The organism is Tenacibaculum maritimum NCIMB 2154, assembly GCF_900119795.1.
In the GTDB taxonomy this organism is placed as follows: Bacteria; Bacteroidota; Bacteroidia; order Flavobacteriales; family Flavobacteriaceae; genus Polaribacter; species Polaribacter maritimus.
Window position 1 is genome coordinate 967,657 of sequence record NZ_LT634361.1, and the last position, 20,702, is coordinate 988,358.

17 protein-coding genes are annotated in these 20,702 nt (G+C 31.4%); 8 read left to right on the forward strand and 9 right to left on the reverse strand.

Features of this window, described 5'->3' with window-relative positions:
- Positions 1 to 170: 170 nt before the first annotated feature.
- Genes MARIT_RS04555 through MARIT_RS04565 form a run of 3 tightly spaced genes read left to right on the forward strand, consistent with a single transcriptional unit; the run spans position 171 to position 3,651 of the window.
- Complete coding sequence (locus MARIT_RS04555; protein ID WP_024740747.1) at positions 171 to 1,106, forward strand: ABC transporter ATP-binding protein; 936 nt, start codon at positions 171 to 173, stop codon at positions 1,104 to 1,106.
- Positions 1,106 to 2,428: an ABC transporter permease gene (locus tag MARIT_RS04560; protein ID WP_100210893.1), complete on the forward strand. Its 1,323-nt coding sequence runs from the start codon at positions 1,106 to 1,108 to the stop codon at positions 2,426 to 2,428. The genes MARIT_RS04555 and MARIT_RS04560 overlap by 1 nt, the downstream gene beginning before the upstream one ends.
- Positions 2,429 to 2,487: 59 nt before the next feature.
- Entirely contained in the window at positions 2,488 to 3,651 is a 1,164-nt protein-coding gene (locus tag MARIT_RS04565; protein WP_024740745.1) for a sigma-54-dependent transcriptional regulator, read from the forward strand.
- Between the two features lie 72 nt (positions 3,652 to 3,723).
- Here MARIT_RS04565 and katG read toward each other — a convergent pair whose 3' ends face one another.
- Positions 3,724 to 5,925, reverse strand: a complete 2,202-nt coding sequence (gene katG / locus MARIT_RS04570; protein ID WP_100210894.1) for a catalase/peroxidase HPI — start codon at positions 5,923 to 5,925, stop codon at positions 3,724 to 3,726.
- A 254-nt stretch (positions 5,926 to 6,179) separates the two neighbouring features.
- Between katG and MARIT_RS04575 the strand changes: the two genes are divergently transcribed.
- The 3 genes from MARIT_RS04575 (at position 6,180) to MARIT_RS04585 (ending at position 7,526) form a co-directional block, all read left to right on the forward strand.
- Positions 6,180 to 6,821 (forward strand): peroxiredoxin, encoded by a 642-nt coding sequence (locus tag MARIT_RS04575; RefSeq protein ID WP_024740743.1) that lies wholly within the window; start codon positions 6,180 to 6,182, stop codon positions 6,819 to 6,821.
- 82 nt (positions 6,822 to 6,903) lie between these two features.
- Complete coding sequence (locus tag MARIT_RS04580) at positions 6,904 to 7,212, forward strand: thioredoxin family protein (protein WP_100210895.1); 309 nt, start codon at positions 6,904 to 6,906, stop codon at positions 7,210 to 7,212.
- 56 nt (positions 7,213 to 7,268) lie between these two features.
- Positions 7,269 to 7,526, forward strand: coding sequence for a DUF6952 family protein (locus MARIT_RS04585; protein WP_024740741.1), 258 nt, complete (start codon positions 7,269 to 7,271; stop codon positions 7,524 to 7,526).
- A gap of 115 nt (positions 7,527 to 7,641) precedes the next feature.
- On the opposite strand, the gene MARIT_RS04590 is transcribed toward MARIT_RS04585, so the two are convergent.
- From MARIT_RS04590 to MARIT_RS04610, 6 genes are all read right to left on the reverse strand, one after another.
- Positions 7,642 to 8,169, reverse strand: coding sequence for a GNAT family N-acetyltransferase (locus MARIT_RS04590; RefSeq protein WP_024740740.1), 528 nt, complete (start codon positions 8,167 to 8,169; stop codon positions 7,642 to 7,644).
- A 249-nt stretch (positions 8,170 to 8,418) separates the two neighbouring features.
- On the reverse strand, positions 8,419 to 9,642 hold the full coding sequence (locus MARIT_RS15415; protein WP_024740739.1) for a hypothetical protein: 1,224 nt from the start codon (positions 9,640 to 9,642) through the stop codon (positions 8,419 to 8,421).
- A 111-nt stretch (positions 9,643 to 9,753) separates the two neighbouring features.
- A complete protein-coding gene (locus tag MARIT_RS15645; RefSeq protein ID WP_167381781.1) occupies positions 9,754 to 9,912 on the reverse strand; it encodes a hypothetical protein in 159 nt (52 codons plus the stop codon).
- The gene (locus MARIT_RS04600) at positions 9,905 to 11,350 is read right to left on the reverse strand and encodes a sodium:solute symporter (RefSeq protein WP_100210897.1); all 1,446 of its coding nucleotides are present in this window, start codon (positions 11,348 to 11,350) and stop codon (positions 9,905 to 9,907) included. The genes MARIT_RS15645 and MARIT_RS04600 overlap by 8 nt, the downstream gene beginning before the upstream one ends.
- Positions 11,351 to 11,435: 85 nt before the next feature.
- Positions 11,436 to 12,068 (reverse strand): NAD(P)H-dependent oxidoreductase, encoded by a 633-nt coding sequence (locus tag MARIT_RS04605; RefSeq protein ID WP_100210898.1) that lies wholly within the window; start codon positions 12,066 to 12,068, stop codon positions 11,436 to 11,438.
- Positions 12,069 to 12,143: 75 nt separating this feature from the next.
- The gene (locus tag MARIT_RS04610) at positions 12,144 to 12,974 is read right to left on the reverse strand and encodes a peroxiredoxin family protein (protein ID WP_024740736.1); all 831 of its coding nucleotides are present in this window, start codon (positions 12,972 to 12,974) and stop codon (positions 12,144 to 12,146) included.
- 45 nt (positions 12,975 to 13,019) lie between these two features.
- Here MARIT_RS04610 and MARIT_RS04615 point away from each other — a divergent pair, with 45 nt between their 5' ends.
- Entirely contained in the window at positions 13,020 to 14,306 is a 1,287-nt protein-coding gene (locus MARIT_RS04615; RefSeq protein ID WP_100210899.1) for a DUF2851 family protein, read from the forward strand.
- A gap of 73 nt (positions 14,307 to 14,379) precedes the next feature.
- On the forward strand, positions 14,380 to 15,147 hold the full coding sequence (locus tag MARIT_RS04620) for an SH3 domain-containing protein (RefSeq protein WP_100210900.1): 768 nt from the start codon (positions 14,380 to 14,382) through the stop codon (positions 15,145 to 15,147).
- A gap of 89 nt (positions 15,148 to 15,236) precedes the next feature.
- On the opposite strand, the gene MARIT_RS04625 is transcribed toward MARIT_RS04620, so the two are convergent.
- Both MARIT_RS04625 and MARIT_RS04630 read right to left on the reverse strand, forming a co-directional pair.
- Complete coding sequence (locus MARIT_RS04625; protein WP_100210901.1) at positions 15,237 to 17,690, reverse strand: alpha-ketoacid dehydrogenase subunit alpha/beta; 2,454 nt, start codon at positions 17,688 to 17,690, stop codon at positions 15,237 to 15,239.
- A 129-nt stretch (positions 17,691 to 17,819) separates the two neighbouring features.
- Positions 17,820 to 20,594, reverse strand: coding sequence for a gluzincin family metallopeptidase (locus MARIT_RS04630; RefSeq protein ID WP_231975193.1), 2,775 nt, complete (start codon positions 20,592 to 20,594; stop codon positions 17,820 to 17,822).
- Positions 20,595 to 20,702 lie beyond the last annotated feature (108 nt).

A 20,702-nucleotide genomic window follows, 5' to 3' on the forward strand; every position in this document is an offset into this window, starting at 1 on the left:
TGTTTAGGATTTTTCTAAATAAAAAATGAAGAGAAATATTTTTGTAAGAACTATCTTGTATAACAGAGTAACAAATTGAGTAACAATTCTTTTTACTTATGGTAAAATATGTAAGTTTGTGAAGAATGCTTGATAAATGAAAAAAGGAGTAGGTTTAATAAAAAGAAATGATGAGTAATTTGCTAGAAATTAATAATGTAGTAAAAAAATACGGAGCTTATACAGCACTTAACAATGTGTCTATTGATATACCAAAAGGGAATGTTTTTGGTTTGTTAGGACCCAATGGAGCTGGGAAAACGTCTTTGATTCGAATTATAAATCAAATAACGATGCCAGATAGTGGTAGGGTTATACTAGATGGAGAAGAATTAGCACCTCACCACGTAGAATGGATAGGATATTTGCCGGAAGAAAGAGGATTGTATAAATCAATGAAAGTAGGAGAGCAAGCGTTATATTTAGCACAGCTAAAAGGATTGAGTAAATCGGAGGCTAAAAAAAGATTGAAGTATTGGTTTGATAAGTTTGAGATAGGCGCTTGGTGGGGAAAGAAGATAGAAGAATTATCGAAAGGAATGGCACAAAAAGTACAATTTATAGTTACAGTATTGCACCAGCCTAAATTATTGATTTTTGATGAACCTTTCTCAGGTTTTGACCCTATAAATGCGCAATTAATAGCTAGAGAAATATTACAATTAAGGGATGAAGGAGCTACTATTATCTTTTCTACACATAGAATGGAAAGTGTTGAGGAAATGTGTGATAATATCGCTTTAATTCATAAGTCTAATAAAATTTTAGATGGAAAGTTGAACGATATAAAAAGAAACTTTAAAACAAATACTTTTCAAATAGGCTTGGAAACGTTGCATAAAACAGAAGTAGCCATGAAATTGAAACAAAAATTTGAGGTTTTACCAGCAGATTTCAAATTGTTAAATGATGCATTAAAATTGAATATAAAACTTTCTGAAAACGATACGCCTAATGAGTTATTAGCGTATCTATCGTCTAAAGGAGAAGTACAACATTTTGTAGAACTGATACCGAGTGCTAATGATATTTTTATTCAAGCAATACATAAAAATAATACACTGTAATGAAAAAGTTAAGGTTAATTATAGAAAGAGAATTTATAGCAAAAGTTAGAAACAAATCATTTATAGTGATGACTTTTTTGAGCCCTATATTAATGATTGCCATGGGAGCTCTGGTTGTTTTTTTAATGAAGAAAAATGATGAAAAAGAAAAAACAATCTTATATGTAGATGCTTCTAAACTTTTTACTAAAGATGATTTTGAAGATTCTAAAACAATAAAATATCAAGATTTTACGATTTTAGGAATTGAAAAGACCAAAGAAAAGGTTGAGAAAGGAGATTATTATGGGGCACTCTATATACCCAAACAAGATAGTTTAGAAATATTATCGAAATCTATTGAGTTTTATTCGAAGGAATCTCCAAGCTTACCTGTTATAGCAGATTTAGAAGGGAAGGTTAATAAAAAACTGAGAAATTTAAAATTAACAAGTTTTGGAATAGATTTGGAAAAAATAGAAATTTCAAAGCTGTCTTCAGATATTAAAATGTTTAATTTCTCGGGAGAAAAATCATCGAAACTAATCAATGGTTTGAAAATAGGGGTAGGTGTTCTCGCAGGGTATTTATTAATGATGTTTGTAATGATTTACGGTACATCTGTAATGAGAAGTGTTATAGAAGAGAAAACAAGCAGAATTATAGAGGTGATTGTTTCTTCGGTAAAGCCTTTTCAGTTGATGTTAGGTAAGATTATAGGAAATGCTTCCGCAGGATTATTGCAGTTTTTTATTTGGGGAATATTATTCCTAATAGCTAGTTTTATTGTATCCTCATTTTTGGGGATGAGTATGTTGGAAATGCAAGCAGGAAAAGTACCTTCTGTTTCACTAGATATGGTTGACGAGGTTGTTGTAGGAAAGAGTGAAATACTACTGCAAGAGCTATTTAGATTACCGTTGTTAAAAATGTTCTTTTTGTTTGTATTCTATTTCTTAGGAGGGTATATGTTGTATAGTTCTTTATTTGCAGCGGTTGGTGCTGCGGTAGATAATGAAACGGATACGCAGCAATTTATGATGCCTATAATGTTGCCATTAATATTAGCGGTATATGTTGGTTTTGCAACGGTTATTAACGATCCGCATGGCCCCATATCTGTTATTTTTTCATATATTCCGTTTACCTCTCCGATTGTTATGTTAATGAGAGTACCTTTTGGAGTATCATGGTTTGAGCTAGTCGTATCTATGGCATTGTTATTGATTACTTTCGTAATAATGGTTTGGCTGGCAGCTAAAATATATAGGGTAGGTATTTTAATGTATGGTAAAAAGCCTAGCTATAAAGACCTTTGGAAATGGATAAAATACAAAGGATAGTTTTATATAAAAATAATATAAATTAGTTTTCAATATACCCCTTTAAAATTAATTAAAAAATGAGTAAGATATTAATAATAGAAGATGAAGCAGCGATCCGTAGAGTATTGAAAAAAATCATTTCAGAAGAAAATGATGCTTATGAAGTGGAAGAAGCAGAAGACGGTTTGATTGGCATTGAAATGATAAAAGATAAAGACTATGATTTGGTGCTATGTGATATAAAAATGCCTAAAATGGATGGGGTAGAAGTGCTAGAAAAAGCGAAGAAAATAAAACCAGAAATTCCAATGGTGATGATTTCTGGGCATGGTGATCTTGATACAGCGGTAAATACAATGCGTTTAGGTGCTTTTGATTATATTTCTAAACCACCAGATTTGAATCGCTTACTTAATACTGTTCGCAATGCTTTAGACAGGAAGGAATTGGTGGTTGAAAATAAGCGGCTCAAAAAGAAGGTTGGTAAAAACTATGAAATGGTTGGAAATAGCAAAGCAATTACACATATAAAGGAGATTATAGAAAAAGTTGCAGCTACCGATGCAAGGGTCTTAATCACAGGACCCAACGGAACAGGAAAAGAGTTGGTAGCACATTGGTTGCATGAAAAGTCAGATCGCTCTAAAAAAACAATGATTGAGGTGAATTGTGCAGCTATTCCTTCAGAGTTGATAGAAAGTGAGCTTTTTGGTCATGTAAAAGGTTCTTTTACAGGAGCTAATAAGGATCGCGCTGGGAAATTTGAAGCGGCAAATGGAGGAACGATATTCCTTGATGAAATAGGAGATATGAGTTTATCAGCACAAGCAAAAGTATTAAGAGCTTTACAAGAAAATAAAATTTCAAGAGTAGGATCGGATAAAGATATCAAGGTTAACGTTCGAGTGGTTGCTGCTACCAATAAAGATTTAAAGAAGGAGATTAGTGAGGGGAGGTTTCGAGAAGATTTGTATCATCGATTAGCTGTAATTTTAATAAAAGTTCCAGCGTTGAATGAGAGACGAGAAGATATCCCTTTGTTGGTAGATTTTTTTTCAAAAAAGATAGCAGGAGAGCAGGGGATGGTTAAGAAGGAGTTTTCACTGGAAGCAGTTAGGTTATTACAAGAATATGATTGGACAGGGAATATTAGAGAATTGCGAAATGTTATTGAGCGTCTAATTATTTTAGGAGAAAAAGTAGTATCAGAAAATGATATCAAGCTTTTTGCTAGTAAGTAGAAGCTTTATTTATAACAAATAAAAAAGGTGATCAAGAAAACTGATCACCTTTTTTGTGTTATAAGTTTGTTGTTATTTTAAGTCGAAACGATCTAAGTTCATCACTTTTACCCAAGCAGCAATAAAGTCATGGATAAATTTTTCTTTTGCATCATCAGAGCCGTAAACTTCAGCAATTGCTCTAAGTTCACTATTTGATCCAAAAATAAGATCGGCTCTAGTTCCAGTAAACTTTACGGTTCCAGTTTTGCGATCTCGTCCAATAAATTCTTTGTTGTTTGAAGTTGAAGCTTTCCATGTAATTGAGAAATCCAGAATATTGGTAAAGAAATCATTAGAAAGGGTTTCCACATTATTCGTGAAAACACCATTCTTAGATCCGTTGTAATTAGCTCCTAATACTCTTAAACCTCCTACTAAAACAGTCATTTCAGGAATAGAAAGAGTTAGTAAGTTAGCACGGTCAATTAATAATTCCTCAGCAGCAATAGTTGAACTATTTTTAACAAAGTTTCTAAAACCATCGGCTCTAGGTTCTAAATGAGCAAATGAATGCACATCTGTTTGTTCTTGTGAAGAGTCACCTCTACCAGAAAGAAAAGGAACAGTTACGTTGTAACCAGCTTTTTGAGCAGCTAATTCAATTCCTACGGATCCTCCAAGTACAATCAAATCAGCAATAGAAACAGTTCCTTCAAAATTACTTTGGATATGCTTATAAGCATCTAATACTTTTGCTAATTCAGTAGGGTTATTTACTTCCCATTCATTTTGAGGAGCTAGGCGTATTCTTCCACCATTAGCACCTCCTCTTTTATCAGAGCCTCTAAAAGTAGATGCAGACGCCCAAGCCGTAGTCACAAGTTGAGAAATAGATAGTCCAGAAGATTTGATATTCTCTTTTAAGGAAGATATTTCTGTTTTAGAAAGCTCTTTTCCAGAAGGAATTGGATCCTGCCAAATTAGTTCTTCTTTAGGTACTTCAGGTCCTAAATAAAGAGAAACAGGCCCCATATCTCTATGTGTTAATTTGTACCAAGCTCTAGCAAATGCATCTTCGAAGGCTTTATGGTCTTCATGGAATTTCTTAGAAATTTCTAAATATGAAGGGTCTATTTTTAGAGCCATGTCAGCCGTAGTCATCATTAAAGCTTGCGTTTCATTTGAGTTCCCTGCTTTTGGAGCTTTTCTTGCATTTGAGGCAGCTGTAGGAGTCCACTGATGAGCTCCAGCAGGGCTTTTTGTTAGCTCCCATTCATAGTTAAGTAAAACGTCAAAGTAATCATGATCCCATTTTGTAGGATTAGGAGTCCAAGCTCCTTCGATACCACTAGTAATAGCATCATCAAGAACTCCAGTTCCAAATGAGTTTTTCCATCCTAAGCTCATTTCTTCTATAGAAGCTCCAGCAGGTTCAGCTCCTACGTATTTGTCAGGGTTTGCAGCACCGTGGGCTTTGCCAAAGGTATGTCCTCCAGCTACGAGAGCAACAGTTTCCTCATCATCCATCGCCATACGACCAAATGTTTCTCTAATATCATGGGCTGAGGCCATAGGATCTGGATTTCCGTTAGGTCCTTCAGGATTTACATAAATAAGTCCCATATGAACAGCTCCTAAGTCACTCTCAAGGTTTCCATCAGCATAACGTTCATCGTTGCCTAACCATTCAGATTCACTTCCCCAGTAAATATCTTGCTCAGGTTCCCATACATCTTCGCGTCCTCCTGCAAATCCAAAAGTTTTGAACCCCATAGATTCTAAAGCGCAGTTTCCAGCAAGAATCATTAAATCTGCCCAAGATATTTTATTACCATATTTCTTTTTGATTGGCCATAAGAGTAATCTGGCTTTGTCTAAGTTACCGTTATCAGGCCAACTATTTAATGGAGCAAAACGCTGTGTGCCAGAAGAAGCGCCTCCACGACCATCACCAACTCTATAAGTACCAGCACTGTGCCAAGCCATTCGTATCATAAGTCCTCCATAATGTCCGTAATCTGCAGGCCACCAATCCTGAGAGTCTGTCATTAAGGCTACTAAATCTTTTTTTAGTTCTTGATAATCAACACTATTAAAAGCAGCGGCATAATCAAAGTCTTTTCCCATAGGATCAGATTTTGTTGCATTTTGTCTTAAAATATTTAGATTTAACTGATTAGGCCACCAATCTTGGTTTTTAGTACCTCCGCCAGCAGCTTTTTTCTGCGCTCCGCTCATAAAAGGGCATTTACCTATATTTTCTGATGACGCATGTGGATTTGAATCTTTCATTATATGTTGTTTTATGAATTGTTACACACCAAATTTACAATATTTATTTGATAATTTTTATCTATTTTTTTTATTTAAAAATAGATTTTGTTTATTGTTTTGTTGCATTTAATTTTCTAAGAAAAAAAACTTTAAACTATCAATAAAAATTATAGTATAATAGGAAAATAAATTAGTTTTTTCTGTTTGAAAAACTGCATAAGAAATATCTTTGCATCAGATTTAATAATTAACAAATAAAATAATATTAGAAGATGGCTACAACAGTAGGTAAAAAATTTCCAGATTTGAATGTAGATGCGATGAATGAGATGGGAGATACATTCAAATTAAATGTTTTAGAAGAAGCAGTAAATAACAAGAAAAAAGTTGTTTTATTTTGGTATCCGAAGGATTTTACATTTGTATGTCCAACAGAATTACATGCTTTTCAAGCTGCTTTAGGTGAATTTGAAAAAAGAAATACCATTGTAATAGGAGCATCTTGTGATACTCCAGAGGTGCATTTTGCATGGTTAAACCAACCTAAAGATAATGGAGGAATTGAAGGAGTAACGTATCCTTTATTAGCAGACAGCAATCGTAATTTATCTTCTATATTAGGTATTTTAGACATTACCAATGAAACATATGATGAGGTTACTGGAACAGTACAAGTTGAAGGAGATAATGTAACTTATAGAGCTACTTATTTGATAGATGAAGAAGGTACTGTTTTTCATGAAGGTGTAAATCATATGCCAGTAGGTAGAAATGTAAACGAGTATTTACGTTTGATTGATGCTTATACACACGTTCAACAGAATGGTGAAGTTTGTCCAGCAAACTGGGAAGAAGGTAAAGAAGCTATGGCTCCTAATGCAAAAGGAACGGCAGCTTATTTAGCTAAAAACTAAAGAATAATTATAGGAAGGGATAAGTTCGTGTGAAAGTTGGGGGATAAATAGCACGAGCTTCCTTTTCGTAAAACAGAAAGGGATGATTCAAGAATTAAATCAAGATAATTTAGGGGAAATATTAAAAGGAAATAAAACAGTTATTGTACAGTATTCTGCTACTTGGTGTGGAAATTGTAGAATAATGAAACCTAAGTTTAAGAAGTTAGCTTCAGAAAATGAGAATGTTGCTTTTGTAATCGTAGATGCAGAGAAGTTTCCTGAAAGTAGAAAATTAGCAGATGTTAGTAATTTACCTACTTTTGCGACTTTTGTAGATGGTAACTTTGTAAACCAAACTCAAACAAATAAATTTGAGGTATTGAAAGATTTATTAAGTGAAGTTGTATAATATAAAATACAATTTAGAATTGAAGTAATTTTAGTTCATGAAATAAAAATAAACAAATGAAATTACCTGTAATAAAGCATTTAACTAACTTCATTGAGGAAAATGATCAAGATTATGTTTTGGAAACTATAGAAACTTTGGAGGCATTAACAGAAGTACCATCATTAAAAGATGATGAACTTGATGTTATAGGAGAATTAATATCTAATTTATATGGAGCTGTAGAAGTGGATAAAATGATTAAAGAGGGAACTCCAAAGAAAGAGGCGTTGAACGCTTTTATGAAACGTGTTTTAGGTGCTATTGATAAATAATATTTATTAATGTAGTTAAATAAATATAGTAGATCCTTGAAAAAAACAAAAAAGAATCTTGTGTTTAGTTAGATACAAGATTCTTTTTTGTTTTTTATTTGAATAAAAAAGTAGCTTAGATATTTTTAACCATGATATCATCAGTTTGAGTTTCTGTTCCCATTTTAAAAGGGTGACTTCCATTTTTTTTAAAGCCATTTTTTCTATAAAACTTAATTGCTTTTAAGTTTTTTTCCCAAACCCCTAACCAAATATACTTTAGCTTTCTATGATTGGCTATTTTCATGGCGAAATCAAGTAGATATTGCCCTATCTTTTTTCTTTGAAATTTATTTAATATATAAATACGTTCTATTTCCATAGCATTGGGGTCTTTGAGATCGGTTTGAGAGTTTCCGAAGTTAAGTTTTAAGTAACCAGCTATTTCACTATTGTATTTTATAAAGTAAAATTTTGATTCAGTATTGACTATTTCTTTTTCTAATTGTTGTTTATTAAAAGCTTTTTTCAAATAATCATTCATGTTTTGTGTAGAATTGCTTTCAGAGAAAGAATCTGCATAAGTTTTTTTTGATAATAAAATAAGCTTTTCTAGATCCTTTAATCCTACGGGTACTAGTTTAAGAAGAGGAGAAGTTTGCATTGTTAAAAGATAGAGGTAATCCCTTAAATAATACTTGTTAAGTAATTAATTTCAATAAAAAGTTCTTTTCTGCTTCGTTTTTACTGTTTGCATAAGGAATAAAACTATTTTAAAGAATAAGAGATATCTATTGGGTTGATAAATATTATTAAAAAACTACAAATTACTTCAAAAAGTAGTTTGTAGCTAAGTTATTGAAAATATTTTAATTTATAAAACCACTCTATTTAAGATGATTTAAAAGGGAAGCTAGAATAGGGTATATCCAAGTGTGAAAAGTAATGCGTTATAATTAGAGTTGAAAGAAATACTATTTCCTAAAATACTTCTATTACCTTGGTATCTTAATTCAGCACTATATCTTCTGTATTTATATCCTATACCTAAAGAAAAATTGTTTCTTGACGCTATTTCTGAAAGTAGGTATCTTGATCCATCTTTTCTAAAAAACTCTAAAGAGGAATCAATATCAAAGTTTAAAACATATGAAAGATTAACAAATAAAGCAGATTTATTTTTTAAGAACAAATAATGTCTTAAGCTAAAAGGAACTTCAATAACCTTATAGTCAATTTTTGTTACTATCTTTTTTCCTGATACAAAATCAGCATCCAAACCAGTCATATCGTTGCTTTTAAAAGACTGGTAAGAAGGTTCAATAGCTAAAGCCCATTTGTTTTTGTTAAAAGGGAGTATGAATTCAGTTTCTATACCAAATCTTATATTAGACGTGTTTTTGATGTCCGTATATTTTTTTTCATCTTTACTTATAGTAAGGCTAGCATTGTTTAGTCCTACTTTTACATTAAAATTAAATAAATCACCGTTTTTTGCTTTTTTGAAGCTTTTAAATTGCGGATCATTACACTTATTATATTTTATAAAAAAGTTAGTTAACTGATTTTTTTTGTATTGTATTTGGTTTATTTTGCTTATTGTAAACTTATCACATTTTAAATTGAGCCAAAGTTGCCTTTTAAAAGTGTTGTTTTTCCTAATTTTATTTTCGCTTATTCTATATGGTTTGTATATAAGTTGTTTTATTTGTTGAGAATCATCTTTGCTATAAAAATACCGTCTAAGATTATTGTCTTTATAAAAGTATAGGCTCGCTTTTCCTGCTACCAATACCTTCAAAAAAAGTGATTCCTTTTTAAAAATGGGCTCTTTGTTGTTACTTATATGTTTTAAGCTACTACTAGACCTGTCAATTTCAACAAGGCTTCTTATGTATTTAGATTGGCCTATGATAGCAAATTCTTTAACAGATTGTACCTGTATAGTTTTTTCAGGAGAAGAGAGGGTTGTTTTGTACTCAAAATAAGAAGGAGTATTATCCCAATCGATATTTTTAATATAACAGTTTATCTTTTGGTTAAAGTTATCAATGTAATATCCTTTTTCAAAAGAAATTTGAGCATAAGAATTGAAATGTAAAAAAATAGCAATAAATAACAATGTTAGCTTTTTCATAATTATAGAGTATATGGTATAAATTTTGTGAGTAAAATTACACAATTTTCTGTAAATGTAATAAAAAGAAAATGAGAATTCAAAAGCATAAAAAAAAGGGTAAGCAAAAGATCAGTTTATTCTCTTTAGTGCATTCATTTTTTGTATAATTTCTTTCAGTCGCTCCTTATTTCGTTGTTTTTCCAGTCTTATTTTATTTTCCTTTTGTTTTAGAAGCCTAGAGTGTTTTGCTTTATTTACGGTGTTTTTTGCTTTTCCTTTTTTAGCCATTAGATGTTTTTTTAGTGAATGATAATAATCCGAGAAAGGTAATTAATCCATTTAGTATTAATACAAAAAAACCAAAGTCAAAGTTAAATTTTTCCTTACAAAAATAGCTAATACAATAAGTTAAAATAGGAGCAGTTATACAGATAAAAGGAACTAATTTATCTCTTGTAGTTTTTTGAGTGAATAAGCCAAAGCTATATAAACCAAGTAAAGGGCCATAGGTATATCCCGCAAAAGTGAAAATTTTAGCAATTACGCTAGCATCTGCAATAAAATATTTAAAGATCAAAATAGTGGTCATTAAAATAAAGGAAAAAGCAATATGAATTTTTTTTCTTATTTTTTCTTGTTGCCTAATGCTTTCTTTTTTGTCAATTTCCAAAATATCGATACTAAAAGAAGTTGTTAGGGAAGTTAGCGCAGAATCAGCACTTGAGTAAGCAGCAGCAATCAATCCTAGTAAAAAGAATGTTGCAGTAGTGGCTCCTAAAGTGCTTTTAGTAGCAATTACAGGGAATAACTGATCTTTATGAGCATGGATTCCATGCTGTACAGCAAAATCGGTTAATAATACTCCTAATATTAAAAATAAGAGATTTACAATTACTAAAACAATTGTAAACCAAAACATATTTTTTTGAGCATCTTTTAAATTTTTACAGGTTAAGTTTTTCTGCATCATATCTTGGTCCAATCCTGTCATGACAACAGCAATAAAAGCACCCGAAAAAAATTGCTTCCAAAAATAATTACCAGCTTTCCAGTCATCGAAAAAAAAGGTTTTCGAAAGTTTGTTTTTAGAAACGTACTCGATAAGATTCGTTATTTGCATATCTTCAGATATGGTATAAATACAAACTCCAACAGCAATTAGCATGAACAGTGTTTGTAATGTATCTGTCCAAACAATAGTTTTTATACCACCTTTAAAGGTGTATAGCCATATTAAAGCTATGGTTATAGTTACTGTTAGCCAAAAAGGAATTCCGTAAGCATCAAAAAGCAGTAATTGCAAAACGTTAGCAACGAGAAATAAGCGAAAAGACGCGCCAATAGTTCGAGATAGTAAAAAGAAAGAAGCACCTGTTTTATAGGAGTAGTTTCCAAACCTATTAGCTAAATAAGTGTATATAGAGGTTAGATTTAGTTTATAGTATAGAGGAAGTAAAATCAAACCAATGATAGCATAACCTAGTACATAGCCCAATACCATTTGCATATACCCCATTGCTTGCGTTTCTACCCAGCCAGGAACGGAAATGAAAGTAACTCCAGATAAGGAAGCACCTATCATACCAAAGGCAACAACATACCAAGGAGAGGAATTATTTGCTTTAAAAAAAGTGTTATTATTTGCAGATTTGCTTGTGCTATAAGAGATGCATATCAATAAGCAGAAGTAACAAATAATTAAGAGTAGTACATTTATTGGTTCCATAAAAGGATTTTTATAATAAAGTACGAATATAGCAAATAAAAAATGCTGTTAAAGTTACATTTATCAACAGCATTTTTTTAGTGTATTATTTTATTTCAATAACGGTATCCGTTACTTTTTTTCGTACTTTTTTTAAGTCTTTCATGTAATCATCTTTAGCTCTAAATCCTACAGGAAGAACAAGAATAGATTTTAAGTTTTGAGAGCTCAACCCTAAAATTTCATCGTATTTTTCGGGAGAAAACCCTTCCATAGGGCAAGCATCAATTTTTTCGTTTGCAGCAACAGTCATCAAATTACCTAAAACAATATATGCTTGGTTTTTATTCCATTGAAAAATAGCTTCATCTGTTAGTTTTGAGAAATGACCAATTAAAAATTCCTTAAAAGGATTTAAAATATCATCAGGAGTATCTCTTACCTCTTTAACTAAATTAAAATATTTTTCGATATGATCTTTTTCTACTTTAGCAGGAATACATAAAATTAAGACATGAGAGGCTTGTGCAATTTGTTGCTGATTCCAAGAATGAGGAACTAGCTTTTGCTGGATCTCTTTATTTTGAAGTACAACCATTTTTACAGGTTGTAACCCATATGAAGTAGCTGTTAAATTAAAAGCTTCTTTTAAAGTTTGTATCTGAGTTTCTGTTAGTAATTTGTCTTTATCAAATTTTTTAACGGCATAGCGCCATTTTAAATTTTCTATACTGTTCATGTTTATTTCTTTTTGTAGAAAGCAAAAGTAGTTTCATTAAAAATTAAAATAACAATTGCTCTGTTAAATATTGGTTTATTTTTGTTTGTATTTATCTATTATTTTAATCAGCGCTTCTGGTTCTGGACGAACTCTATAATTATCCGTTAAGTCGGCAAAGATCAGTTTTCCATTTTCGTCAGTAATAAGAACAGTGGGTAGTATAACATCACTATCATATCCCAAAGCTTGAAAACCAGTAGGAAGTCCGTTTTTATGAAATATACCTAGTTTTTTGGCAACTGTATTGTTAACATCAACAAGAAAATGAAAAGGTACTTGGTGTTTTTTGGCTAAGTTTTCAGTAAATTTATGAGGTTGAGAACTTACTAAAATCATATTAATATTTCTTTCTTCTAATGCTTTATATTGTTGTACCACCTCTTTAATTTGCGCCATGCATAATGGGCACCAATTACCTCTATAAAATATAAAAATGCTGTATTTTTTTAAAAATGAAGTTGAGGCTATTTTATTTCCATTGCTGTTCTCTAAAATAAATTGAGGAAGTTTATTACCTACTTTTAAAATCGTGTTATCTCTTTTATTAAAGGTAGAATACCAAGTAAGATAACTGATCCATCCTGTAAATAAAATGATATTTGTACTGACTGTATTTATGTCAAAATTAAACAAAGAAATTAAAAGTCCAATACCCATAGAAATTGTATAAGGAAGGAGTGTTTTAGAAGTTCTAGCAATGGGTCTTATAAATAGCATTATAAAAAAGAGAACAACGGTAAAAGAAGAAATGATAGTACCTATTTTTTGTAAACTAAAGGAATCATAAACACTTGTTTTTACTAGTATAATTAAGGCAAAAACAGGAAATAAGCTGATAAATAGTGATTTTATAATATTTTTCATAAATTGATAGTCGTAAAATAATTGCTAATTTACACATGATTTGCTATGAAAGAAGATTTTCTACATTATATATGGAAGTATAAATTGTTGCCCTTAAAAAAGCTGGTGACACTTGATGGATGTACATTGACAATTCTTAAGGAAGGGACGTATAATACAAATGCAGGGCCAGATTTTTTAAATGTACATTTGAGAATAGATGGTCAGGTTTGGGTAGGAAATGTTGAGATACATGTAAAATCATTAGATTGGTATTTGCATAATCATGAAAAAGATAAAAACTATGAAGCAGTTATATTGCATGTAGTTTGGGAATATAATGGAGATGTTTTTATGAAAAATAATAGGTGCTTGCCTACCTTGGAATTGAAAAATATAATTGATGAACAACGTATTGAAAATTATCAAAATTTATTTTCTAAAAAGCGTGATTGGATTCCTTGTGGTAGGCAAATAAGAACGGTATCCCCTTTTGTGTTAAGTAATTGGTTAGAACGATTATATTTTGAGCGATTAGAAAGTAAGTCAAGAAAAATAAAAGGGTTATTAAAAGCATCTAATAAAGATTATGAGGCAGTACTGTTTCAGTTGCTCACTAAAAATTTTGGATTAAAAGTGAATAAAGACGCGTTTTTAAATTTAGGGAAATCTTTAGCGTTTACAGTAGTCAGAAGGGAGTCGTTTAATGAAAAAAGTTTATCGGCATTGCTGTTTGGTCAAGGAGGTTTTTTAGAAGATGATAAGGTGGAAAATGAGTATTATTCTTCACTAAAAAAAGAATACCAATATTTAAAGCATAAATATAGTTTAAATAGCATAGGAAATCATCAGTTTGAATTCTTTAGAATGCGTCCGAATAATTTTCCTACAATAAGAATTGCTCAGTTGGTGTCATTATATCATGCGCATCAAGGTTTGTTTTCAAAGCTAATGAAGTTCAGCAGAATAGAAATGCTCTATGAAATTTTTGATGTAGAGATCAATGATTTTTGGAAGAAGCATTATACGTTTAGAACGACTTCGAAAAGTTCTAGAAAAAAAATAACAAAGCAATTTATAGATTTATTAATAATTAATACACTTGTGCCGTTAAAGTTTGTGCTTGGAAAAGATAGAGGAGAAGAAGAGTTAAGAGGAATAGCTATGTTAATGCAGTTGAAAGCAGAGACAAACAATATTGTTGATAAGTTTAAAGAACTGTTAGTAGTTCCTAAGAATGCTCTTGAATCGCAAGCTTTATTAGAGCTATACAATAATTATTGTAAGAAGAAAAGGTGCCTAAACTGTGCTGTAGGGAATGATTTAATAAAAAAACTTCTTAAGGATGAATAAAAAATGCTTTTTTCTATGTGCTAAGGTCGAATAATAAATTGTATAAGATTATATTTGTATAAAATTTATAATTATGAAAAGAGTATTTATTGCTATCATGTCTGTGGCTATTTTTATTACAAGTTGTGATAAAGGTAACACTTCAAAGAAAACAAGTGAAAAACGAATTGAAAAAGAAGTTGAAAAAGAAGATCCAATTGATGAAAAAAAATCAAGAAAAAGCTCGGCTGCTATTTGCTTACTAGATAGGTTGTCTGTTCGAGAAACTCCAGAACCTAAAGGAAAATGGCTAACCTCAATGAGTTTAGGGGAAAAGGTGATGTTGTTGGGAGAAGAAACTACCGAGCCTAAAACTAAGAAACTATACTATAAAGTAAAATTGAGTGATGGGAAAAAAGGTTGGACTCCAGCAAGATTTTTAGCTGTTAGTGAAAAAGTAGGCGTAATGTTAGAAGAAGCAAGTGTTTATAAACGACCAGAATTGCTTACAAAAACAGATAAAAAATATAGTGTAATGGATATTATTGCTGTGGTAGAGAATCAAAATGATTGGCTAAAGGTAAAAGGAAAGAGGGCTAAAGGAAAGTATATAGAAGAAGGGTGGATAAAATCGTCTAATTTTTCAGAATCAGCTGTTGATATTGCAATGGCTAAATTTGCAAATATGGCACTTGGAAAAGAAACTATGACAGAGCGAATAAAAGCATTAGAAGAAGTACTAGAAAACAACGATTTATCAAGCTCAGCTTTTGTTGATATTTTAAGAGCAAAAGTAAGAGATTATGAGTCGAAAAATACTTCGCTTATAGAGGATGATAAGGAGCTTCTTAATGATGATTAGGAGGGCATTCTAATCTTAAGTAATGATATAGCTAAAAAAAAAGTGGTTTTGAAATTTCAAAACCACTTTTTTTTAGTTGTAAATTTATTTTAGTACAAGCTTTTAAATTTTTGAGGATTGGCTTCGTGCATTATCTCATATATTTTTTCAAAAATATCTTCAGCAGATGGTTTTGAAAAATAATCACCATCAGTTCCATAAGCTGGTCGATGTGCTTTAGCACTTAGAGTAGCAGGTTTACTATCAAGATAGCGATATGCATTTTGTTTTTCAGTAATTTCTTGTAGTAAATAGGCAGAAGCTCCTCCAGGTACATCTTCATCAACAATTAAAAGGCGACTTGTCTTCATTATTGATTTTACAGTATCTTGTTTTATATCAAAAGGCAATAAGCTTTGAGCATCAATAATTTCTATATTGATGCCTACTTGAATTAAGTCTTTGGCTGCTTCTTCCACTATTCTTAAGGTAGAACCGTACGAAACAACAGTAATGTCTTCTCCTTCCTTTATTGTTTCAACAACCCCTATAGGTGTTGTGAAATTCCCTAAGTTTGTAGGTAATTCTTCTTTTAAACGATACCCATTTAAACATTCAACAACTAATGCAGGATCATCGCCTTCAAGAAGCGTATTGTAAAAACCAGCAGCTTTGGTCATATTTCGAGGAACAAGTACATGAATACCTCTAAGAGTATTGATAATTGCTCCCATAGGAGATCCAGCATGCCAAATACCTTCTAAACGATGCCCGCGAGTACGAATAATTAACGGGGCTTTTTGTTTTCCAAAAGTACGATAACGTAAGGTTGCCAAATCATCGCTCATAATTTGTAAAGCGTATAGTAAATAATCCAAATATTGGATTTCAGCGATTGGACGTAGTCCACGCATTGCCATACCGATACCTTGCCCCAAGATGGTTGCTTCACGAATTCCTGTATCGGCAACTCTTAATGCTCCAAATTTTTCTTGAAGACCTTCTAGTCCTTGGTTAACATCACCAATATATCCAGCATCTTCTCCAAAGACTAACACTTCAGGGTACCTTTTTAAAATAGCCTCAAAATTATCGCGCATGATGATACGTGCATCTACCAAATTTTTTTCTGAAGCATAGGTAGGAAGTATTTCTTTTGTGTTTAAAGGAGATGATTTTGTTTCACTTAATAAATGAGATGAATATTTTGTAGCGGCATCTTTAAGAGAGTTCTTTATAAAATTCTGTAATGCTATCTTCTCTGAAAAATCTTCATCTTTCAAATACCTTAATGCTTTACGTGTTGTCATTAAAACATCTTTTCTGATAGGCTCAGAGATGTTCGCTAAGTCATTTTTCAACTTAGTAATAAAGGAGCCATTACTACTTTTAGAAATAATGCGCTCTAGTAAATTCAGAGCAATAGTAGCTTCAGCTTTTATTTCGTTGCTAAAAGCATTCCAAGCATCTCGCTTAGCTGTACTCACTTCTTTTTTTGCATTTTTTTCTATAGCGATGATTTCTTCTTCTGAGTTTACAAATTTTAAAACGTTTCCTGCTTCATCCTGCAATTCAAAATCTAAGATCCACTGACGCATTTGAGAGATACAATCAAATTCTTGTTCCCATTGCAAGCGTTCTTTAGATTTATAACGCTCATGTGATCCAGAAGTAGAGTGTCCTTGCGGTTGTGTAAGTTCTTTTACGTGTATTAATACGGGGATATGCTGTTCTCTTGCAATTTTTGCTGCTTTGGCATAAATAGCTACCAATTGCACATAATCCCAGCCGTTTACGACGAATATTTCATACCCGTTGGTATCGTTGTCTTTTTGAAACCCTTTTAATATTTCAGAAATACTCTCTTTGGTTGTTTGATGTTTTGCATGTACTGAAATACCATATTCGTCATCCCAAACATTCATAACCATAGGTACCTGTAAAACTCCTGCTGCATTTATAGTTTCAAAAAATAAACCTTCACTAGTACTTGCATTACCAATGGTTCCCCAAGCTATTTCATTTCCATTAATAGAAAATTTTGTAAAATTTTCCAAACCTTTTACACTGCGATATATTTTTGAAGCTTGCGCAAGTCCTAGTAAACGAGGCATTTGCCCAGCAGTAGGAGAGATGTCTGAACTAGAATTCCGTTGGGTTGTTAAATTTTTCCAATTTCCATTCTCATCTAAGCTATGTGTGGCAAAATGTCCCCCCATTTGACGACCAGCAGACATTGGATCTGCTTCAATACTCGTATGTGCATACAGCCCTGCAAAAAATTGCTGAGCAGTCAATTCACCTATAGCCATCATAAAGGTCTGATCTCTATAATATCCTGAACGAAAGTCGCCTTTTTGAAAGGCTTTCGCCATTGCCAATTGAGGTACTTCTTTACCATCTCCGAAGATTCCAAATTTTGCTTTACCTGTTAAAACCTCTCTACGACCTAACAAACTACATTCTCTACTAATACGAGCGATCTTATAGTCATTTAAAACTTCATTTCTAAAATCATGAAAAGAAATTCGTTGAGAGTTGGGAGTAACTACGTCTTGTGCCATAACTTATAACTAGGTTTTAGTGTGTTGCAAATTTATGTTTTTTAGTTGAAATTTAAAAATATTTTATTTTGTTAAAAATATCGTAATTTTTTTACCGTAAATTGTCTTTTTAGTGAAGATAATGTAAAATTATAAGAAACCCCTGCGAATAAAGTTATAAATAGCAGAGATATTTGTTGTAATTACAAAACGGATTTTAGTAGGGTAAGCATATTGCTTGATTTCCCACCCTTGATTGGTGTATAGCGGGAAATAAAATTCGAGGATATTTGGAATAAAGTTTAAGCGAACTCCATTTTCGTAAGCGAAATTTATTTTTTGACCACTATTTTTATAAGTAGCAAAGTCATTATAAAACTCTACCCAATGCCATATGCCAATGCTTGTGTTTGTTGAAAATAAAAACTGGTTTGCCATATTATTACTAAAGGAAGATTTAAACCCTCCATCAGAAATAACATATTGTTGGCTAAAAATTCCAGATGACTCCGAACGTCCGAATAAGTTTTGTTCAAATAAATAGTCAGACCCTCTACCTAACCCAAAGCTAAAATAATTGCTTTTAGTATTGTTTTGTAAGAATATGCCTCCATAAAATCGAAGGTCCAAACTTCTATTAAGAGAGGTTTGTTTCCGATATCTAATATCAGTTGATATTTTAGAGAAATCATTCGCAAATTCAAGATTTATAGCATATTGAAAACGTCGAATAATATCGGGTTTATTATAGATGTATCTGAAATTTAAAATGTTATAACGGTCACTTTCTTTAGGAGTTGCGTCAAAAGGAATTTCCTTATTAATATGTATCAGACGAGCGGTAAGTGATTTGCTTCCCACATCTCTTAAGCTATTTCTCTTAAATTGTATGCTCATAAAAGGGGTAAAGGAATTATAAGCAAGGTTTTGGGTATAATGATAATTACTTCCACTGAGCCCATATCTTATTTTGTAAATGTTGCTTTTTTCGAAATATTGATTATATCCCATAGAAAAACCTCCAGTAAGTGAAGTACTTTTAAAACCATAATTAGGAGCTAAGGAAAACTCAAAGTTGCGAGCGAGTATGGGTTTATTATGAAAGCGAGCTCCTAAGATAAAGCCATCGTAAAAATTATATTTAAAATTAGGGGATAGAAATATTTGATTGTAATAAGGATCTTCTATGTCTTTTAAAAGTTTAAACTGAATAGGTTTGTTTAAAAGACGGGTGTTTATATTTTTCCAATTATTTAACAAATTATGCTCAGGGTATATTTGTTCATAATTCAAAACAAGTTTGTTAAAGTTACCTTTGTATATTTTGAATGTTTTAGTAGTATCTACACCAGTAATCCATTGTTTAAATTTTATTCGTTTATTTTGGATGCCATATAGCATTATAGGGGCTGTTATATTGCGCTTGTTTTTTATAGTAACTAATAATGAGTCTTCATTAAAAATAGGAATAACCTTTTTGATTTTATAATCAATTTTCTTAGTGGTATGAAGATAGTCTCCAAAAAACCACTGTAAATCTTTAGTTGTTTTTGATTGAAGAATCTGTGCAAATTTTTGGCTATTACTTATCTTTAGGTGCTCTTTTGAGTAAAAGAGTTTTAGCGATTTTTTTAGAATACTATCGCCAATGAAACTTTGTAGGTATTTAAATCCTAAACCAGCTTTATACTTACTCACAATTTTTCTGTTGAAATTAGATAAAGAATCTGCAGGAGTAGTTAGTGCTTGGTCGTAAAACTTTCGAGCGCTAAATTGATATACAAAAGGATATTTATCATTGTATCTTAGTTTAGAAAGGTGCAATGTTTTAACGCCCCATATGTTTGCGTATTTTCCTAAAATTTTTAAATCGGGATAGTGTTGATTGATATATTCCATCATTAAAAAAGTTTGTAAACCATCAATAAACCAGTAATCTTTTCTTTTATTAAGGAGCAATATGTTTTCAAGATATTTAGTGCTTAAAGCTTGAAAGAATTCTATTTCCCATTGAAAATTTTCAGGAAAAGGTTTTAAGAATTTAGGGATTTTAAAAACGCTGTGAATGGTGTTTTTATTGATGGTATTTCTATCTATAAAAAGTTCTTTATGCGGGTATTTCCCTAAAAACTGTTCAATGAAACGAATTCCTTTAGTTATAATTTTAGAAGTATTTTGTGAAGATATTTCTGGGTTGAAAATATCTGTTTTAACACTTATTTTTTTGGTTTTAAAGGTTTTAAATCGTTGGATGGAATCGATGTTTATGATGATGTCTTTTTTTTGTTGGCCTATTAAGAAATAGTTGTTTTGATGTTTGTTTTTAGTAAGATATTTATATAAATTACTTTCAAGAAGGTATTTTTTAGGTGTCACTATTTCGATGCTATAATTAGCAATATCCATATATAGGTCATCCATGTTAAGATTACTCATGAGTTGCCATTGGTTTTGGTGATAAATGGCAGGAGAGAAATACCAGAAACGTAAGTGGTATCCTGTTTTTGTTTTTCCATATCCAGTAAAGCGAGCGCTTGGTATTTTTTGAGTGTAAGTTAAGGTGATTTTAATACTGTCGTTTGGAACTAGTGGTTGGTTTAATAATATTTTAATAATGTCTTGATGCCCTTTTAGTTCCGTGAAAGAAACTGGGGCGTGATCAACAGTAAGATTATGAATGGTAGTACTTCCTCTTTCTTGTTCTTTTGAGAAATAAAAAGCATTGCTGTAATCATTGATAAATCTTTTTGCTAAAGGGGTATTGTTATTTTTATAGCTATTTGCCCAGTTATGTAGGAAAATCGTATTGTGCGGAATAGAAGTTTTATTAAAAAAAACAATTGTTTGCTGAGTTTTTAGCACCTCTTTTTTCGTGTCTAAATAAGCATTTAAGTTTATGTTATTTTCTTGTGCTATTGAAGTCAAATAGCATAGTAGTGTGATGACGATAAAAAATAACTTTTTTGTGTTCAAACTTATATAAATAAAAAACTCGCTGTTTTAATTCAGCGAGTTAAGATAATATTTATTTTT

Bases quoted from the DNA above. Each gene is read 5' to 3' on its own strand.
- MARIT_RS04555 (WP_024740747.1), top strand. From the start codon at position 171: ATGAGTAATTTGCTAGAAATTAATAATGTAGTAAAAAAATACGGAGCT.
- MARIT_RS04560 (WP_100210893.1), top strand. From the start codon at position 1,106: ATGAAAAAGTTAAGGTTAATTATAGAAAGAGAATTTATAGCAAAAGTT.
- MARIT_RS04565 (WP_024740745.1), top strand. From the start codon at position 2,488: ATGAGTAAGATATTAATAATAGAAGATGAAGCAGCGATCCGTAGAGTA.
- katG (WP_100210894.1), bottom strand. From the start codon at position 5,925: ATGAAAGATTCAAATCCACATGCGTCATCAGAAAATATAGGTAAATGC.
- MARIT_RS04575 (WP_024740743.1), top strand. From the start codon at position 6,180: ATGGCTACAACAGTAGGTAAAAAATTTCCAGATTTGAATGTAGATGCG.
- MARIT_RS04580 (WP_100210895.1), top strand. From the start codon at position 6,904: ATGATTCAAGAATTAAATCAAGATAATTTAGGGGAAATATTAAAAGGA.
- MARIT_RS04585 (WP_024740741.1), top strand. From the start codon at position 7,269: ATGAAATTACCTGTAATAAAGCATTTAACTAACTTCATTGAGGAAAAT.
- MARIT_RS04590 (WP_024740740.1), bottom strand. From the start codon at position 8,169: ATGCAAACTTCTCCTCTTCTTAAACTAGTACCCGTAGGATTAAAGGAT.
- MARIT_RS15415 (WP_024740739.1), bottom strand. From the start codon at position 9,642: ATGAAAAAGCTAACATTGTTATTTATTGCTATTTTTTTACATTTCAAT.
- MARIT_RS15645 (WP_167381781.1), bottom strand. From the start codon at position 9,912: ATGGCTAAAAAAGGAAAAGCAAAAAACACCGTAAATAAAGCAAAACAC.
- MARIT_RS04600 (WP_100210897.1), bottom strand. From the start codon at position 11,350: ATGGAACCAATAAATGTACTACTCTTAATTATTTGTTACTTCTGCTTA.
- MARIT_RS04605 (WP_100210898.1), bottom strand. From the start codon at position 12,068: ATGAACAGTATAGAAAATTTAAAATGGCGCTATGCCGTTAAAAAATTT.
- MARIT_RS04610 (WP_024740736.1), bottom strand. From the start codon at position 12,974: ATGAAAAATATTATAAAATCACTATTTATCAGCTTATTTCCTGTTTTT.
- MARIT_RS04615 (WP_100210899.1), top strand. From the start codon at position 13,020: ATGAAAGAAGATTTTCTACATTATATATGGAAGTATAAATTGTTGCCC.
- MARIT_RS04620 (WP_100210900.1), top strand. From the start codon at position 14,380: ATGAAAAGAGTATTTATTGCTATCATGTCTGTGGCTATTTTTATTACA.
- MARIT_RS04625 (WP_100210901.1), bottom strand. From the start codon at position 17,690: ATGGCACAAGACGTAGTTACTCCCAACTCTCAACGAATTTCTTTTCAT.